The 3,340-nt window shown below is 77.5% G+C and carries 3 protein-coding genes and 1 pseudogene; 1 reads left to right on the forward strand and 3 read right to left on the reverse strand.

Annotated elements, in window-relative coordinates; all coding sequences use genetic code 11:
- A pseudogene (locus tag ABZ641_RS30155) lies at nt 1-1,337 on the forward strand (FAD-linked oxidase C-terminal domain-containing protein); the annotation flags it as partial.
- A 167-nt stretch (nt 1,338-1,504) separates the two neighbouring features.
- On the opposite strand, the gene ABZ641_RS30160 reads toward ABZ641_RS30155, so the two are convergent.
- From ABZ641_RS30160 to ABZ641_RS30170, 3 genes are all read right to left on the reverse strand, one after another.
- Nucleotides 1,505-1,939, reverse strand: a complete 435-nt coding sequence (locus tag ABZ641_RS30160; protein ID WP_344628433.1) for an ATP-binding protein — start codon at nt 1,937-1,939, stop codon at nt 1,505-1,507.
- A complete protein-coding gene (locus ABZ641_RS30165; RefSeq protein WP_344628434.1) occupies nt 1,936-2,328 on the reverse strand; it encodes an STAS domain-containing protein in 393 nt (130 codons plus the stop codon). Before ABZ641_RS30165 ends, ABZ641_RS30160 begins: the two co-directional genes overlap by 4 nt.
- A gap of 101 nt (nt 2,329-2,429) precedes the next feature.
- Nucleotides 2,430-3,340, reverse strand: a 911-nt coding sequence (locus tag ABZ641_RS30170; RefSeq protein ID WP_359986848.1) for a PP2C family protein-serine/threonine phosphatase, incomplete at its 5' end; no start/stop codon positions are given.

Genomic DNA, 3,340 nt, shown 5'->3' on the forward strand with positions numbered 1-3,340 from the left:
CGCGGCCGGCCCGCCGGACGGCCTCGGCGAGGGCCCGCGCCACCGCCATGGTGGTCACCGACCCCGCCGAGCAGCGCGCACTGTGGCGGATCCGGGAGACCGGCGCGGGCATCGTCACCCGGCTCCCCGGCGGCGGCGAGGCCTGGCCCGGCTGGGAGGACTCCGCCGTCCCCGTCGAGCACCTCGGCGACTACCTGCGCGCGCTGCGCGGCCTGCTCGCCCGGCACCGGCTGCGCGGCGTCCCGTACGGGCACTTCGGCGAGGGCTGCGTCCACCTGCGGTTGGACTTCCCGCTCACCGATCCCGCCCGGCTGCCCGCCTTCCGCGCCTTCCTGGAGGAGGCGGCGGACCTGTGCGTCTCGTACGGCGGCTCGCTCTCCGGCGAGCACGGCGACGGCCAGGCCCGGGCCGAGCTGCTGCCCCGGATGTACCCGCCGGAGGTCCTGGAGCTGTTCCGCCGCTTCAAGGGCGTCTGGGACCCGGACGGCCTGCTCAACCCGGGGGTGCTGGTCGACCCCCGGCCGCTCGACGCCGACCTGCGCTTCCCCGGCCGGGACCTGCCGGTCACGCTGCCCCTCGCGGAGGACGGCGGCAGCCTGCTGAAGGCGGTGCACCGCTGCGTCGGCGTCGCCGCCTGCGTGGACACCTCCTCCGGTGTGATGTGCCCGAGTTACATGGCCACCGGCGAGGAGCGGCACTCCACCCGCGGCCGGGCCCGGCTGCTCGCCGAGATGCTGCGCGGCGAACTCGTCACCGACGGCTGGCGTTCGGAGGAGGTCCGCGAGGCGCTCGACCTCTGCCTCGGTTGCAAGGGCTGCGCGAGCGACTGCCCGGTCCATGTCGACATGGCGACTTACAAGGCCGAGTTCCTGCACCGCCACTACCGGTGGCGGCCGCGCCCGGCCTCCCACCTCGCGCTCGGCTGGCTGCCGCTGTGGCTGCGCGGCGCCGCACTCGCCCCGCGGCTCGCCGGCCGGCTGCTGCGGTCCGGGCCGGGCGGCGCCGCACTCAAACGGCTCGGCGGGATCGACCCCCGGCGCAGCCTGCCCGCACTGCCGGAGCAGACCTTCACCGCCTGGTTCCGCCGGTGGCGCGCCGCACACCCCGTCCAACCCGGTGCGCAGCCGGTGCTGCTCTGGCCGGACAGCATGGCGGAACTGCTCGACCCGGAGCCGGCCCGGGCCGCCGTCGAGGTGCTGGAGCACCTGGGCTTCGAGGTGCGACTGCCCTCCGGCCCGGTCTGCTGCGGGCTCACCCTGCTCTCCACCGGCCAGCTCGGCCTCGCCCGGCGGGTGATGCGGCGCAGCCTGCGGGCCGTCCCGGCGGGGCTGCCGGTGGTCGGCCGTGCGGTGGTGTTCGGGCGGGATCGGTCGGTTCATCGTCGTCCTCGGCACGGTGCGGCACGTCCGGACGGGTGTCTTCCACGTCCACTCTGCCACCGCCGGCGGGCCGGGCGCTCCGCCTCCGGGGCGCCGTCTCCGCCGCGGGCGGCGGGCGGGTGCGCTCAGCGGTCGTCCACCGGTTGCTCGACCTCCAGCCACACGGTCTTGCCGGGCGGGCGCGGCACGCTGCCCCAGGACGCGGCCAGCCGGTCCACCACCCGCAGTCCGTGCCCGCCGGGCGAGGACCGCGGGCGGTCGGTCTGCAGCACGGGCAGGTCGACGCTGTCGTCGGACACCTCGACCCGCAGTCCGCCGCCGGTGCGCTGCAGGACGAGTTCGCGCGGCCCACCGGCGTGCAGGCAGGCGTTGGTGACCAGTTCGCTCACCATCAGCAGCACGTCCTCGGCCACCGCCAGGCGTTCGCCGTCGACCGCGGGCAGCCAGCCCCAGTCGTGCAGGGCCTCGCGGGTGAAGTCCCGGCAGTGCTGCACCGCGCCGCGGGACTCGTACAGGGCCAGCCGCCGCACCTGCCCGGCCGGCCCCAAGGGCCCGGTCATCCACCGCCGCCCGGTCCGGGCCCCGCCTCGGCGGTGCTGTCGACCACCCGGAAGATCTCGCCGGCGCCGGTGATCTCCAGCATCCGCCGCACCATCGCGGTGGGGGCGGCGAGCACCACCTCGCCACCGTCCGCCTGGGCCGACAGCCGGGCGCGCAGCAGCAGGTTCAGCCCGGTGGAGTCGCAGAACAACAGGCCGGAGCAGTCCACCACGACCAGGTCGGGGGGGTCGCGGAGCGCCCCGTCGAGGGCCTCCCGGAACGGCTCGGCGCTGTCGTGGTCGAGCTCGCCGGCCGGCGCCAGCACCCAGCGGCCGGCCGACCGGTCCACGGAGACGGTCAGCTGGTCGGCGCCCGCGGGTCCGCCGTGCGCCGCAGTGTCGGCGTCCATCGCCGGCTCCTCCCGTACGAGGGGGTGCTCACCTCCACCATAGGTCGGCGCGGGCCGCCGTCCCCGGCAGCGCTCCGGCGGCGCCGCGCCGGCGGCCCCGGTCAGGCCAGGCGCAGTCCGACCAGGCAGGTGTCGTCGAGCGGGTTGGGGGCGCCGAGGCGGCGCAGCACGTGGTCGAGGCAGCCCTCGATGTCGTCGGCGCGGTAGTCGCGCAGTGCCTCGACCAGGCGGTGCACGCCCCGGCCGAGGTCGCCGCCGCGGCGCTCGACCAGGCCGTCGGTGTAGAGCAGCAGGGTGTCGCCGGGTTCCAGGCGCAGCCGGGCGGGGCGGTAGCGGGCGCCGGGCACCGCGCCGAGGAGCATGCCGTCGGGCATCTCCAGCAGCCGGGCCTCGCCGCCGCCGCGGGTGACGACGGGCGGCAGGTGGCCGGCCCGGGCCCAGTCGAGGGTGCGGGCGGCCGGGTCGAGGCGGCCGCAGACGGCGGTGGCGGTGTAGTTGCCGCGTTCGTGGCAGAGCATCCGGTTGAGCCGGGCGAGCAGTTCCTCGGGCGGTGCGCCGGTGTAGGCGAGGCCGCGCAGGGCGTGCCGCAGGTTGGCCATGCCGGCGGCGGCGGGCAGGCCGTGGCCGGAGACGTCGCCGACCACGACGAGCACGGTGCCGTCGGGCAGGGCGAGGACGTCCCACCAGTCGCCGCCGACCTTGTTGCCCCGCCCGGCGGGCAGGTAGCGGGCGGCGGTGCGCAGTCCGGGGGTGGGCGGGCCGGCCGGGGCGTCCATCAGGGCGCGCTGCAGGGCGACGACGGCCCGGTGCTCGGTGTCGGCGCGGCGGCGCTGCTCGGCGAGCCGGGTCCGGGTGCCGGCGAGGGCCTGCTCGGCGCGGCGCCGGCCGGTGACGTCCTGCACCACGCCGCGGACGGCGACGGCGGTGGAGCGGTCGAGGCCGGGGACGGCGGTGGCGAGCACCCGCAGGCTGCGCGCCTCCGCCTCCCGGCCGACCCGGAACTCCAGCGTGG

Source organism: Kitasatospora sp. NPDC007106, from assembly GCF_040634455.1.
GTDB classification, from domain to species: Bacteria; Actinomycetota; Actinomycetes; order Streptomycetales; family Streptomycetaceae; genus Kitasatospora; species Kitasatospora arboriphila.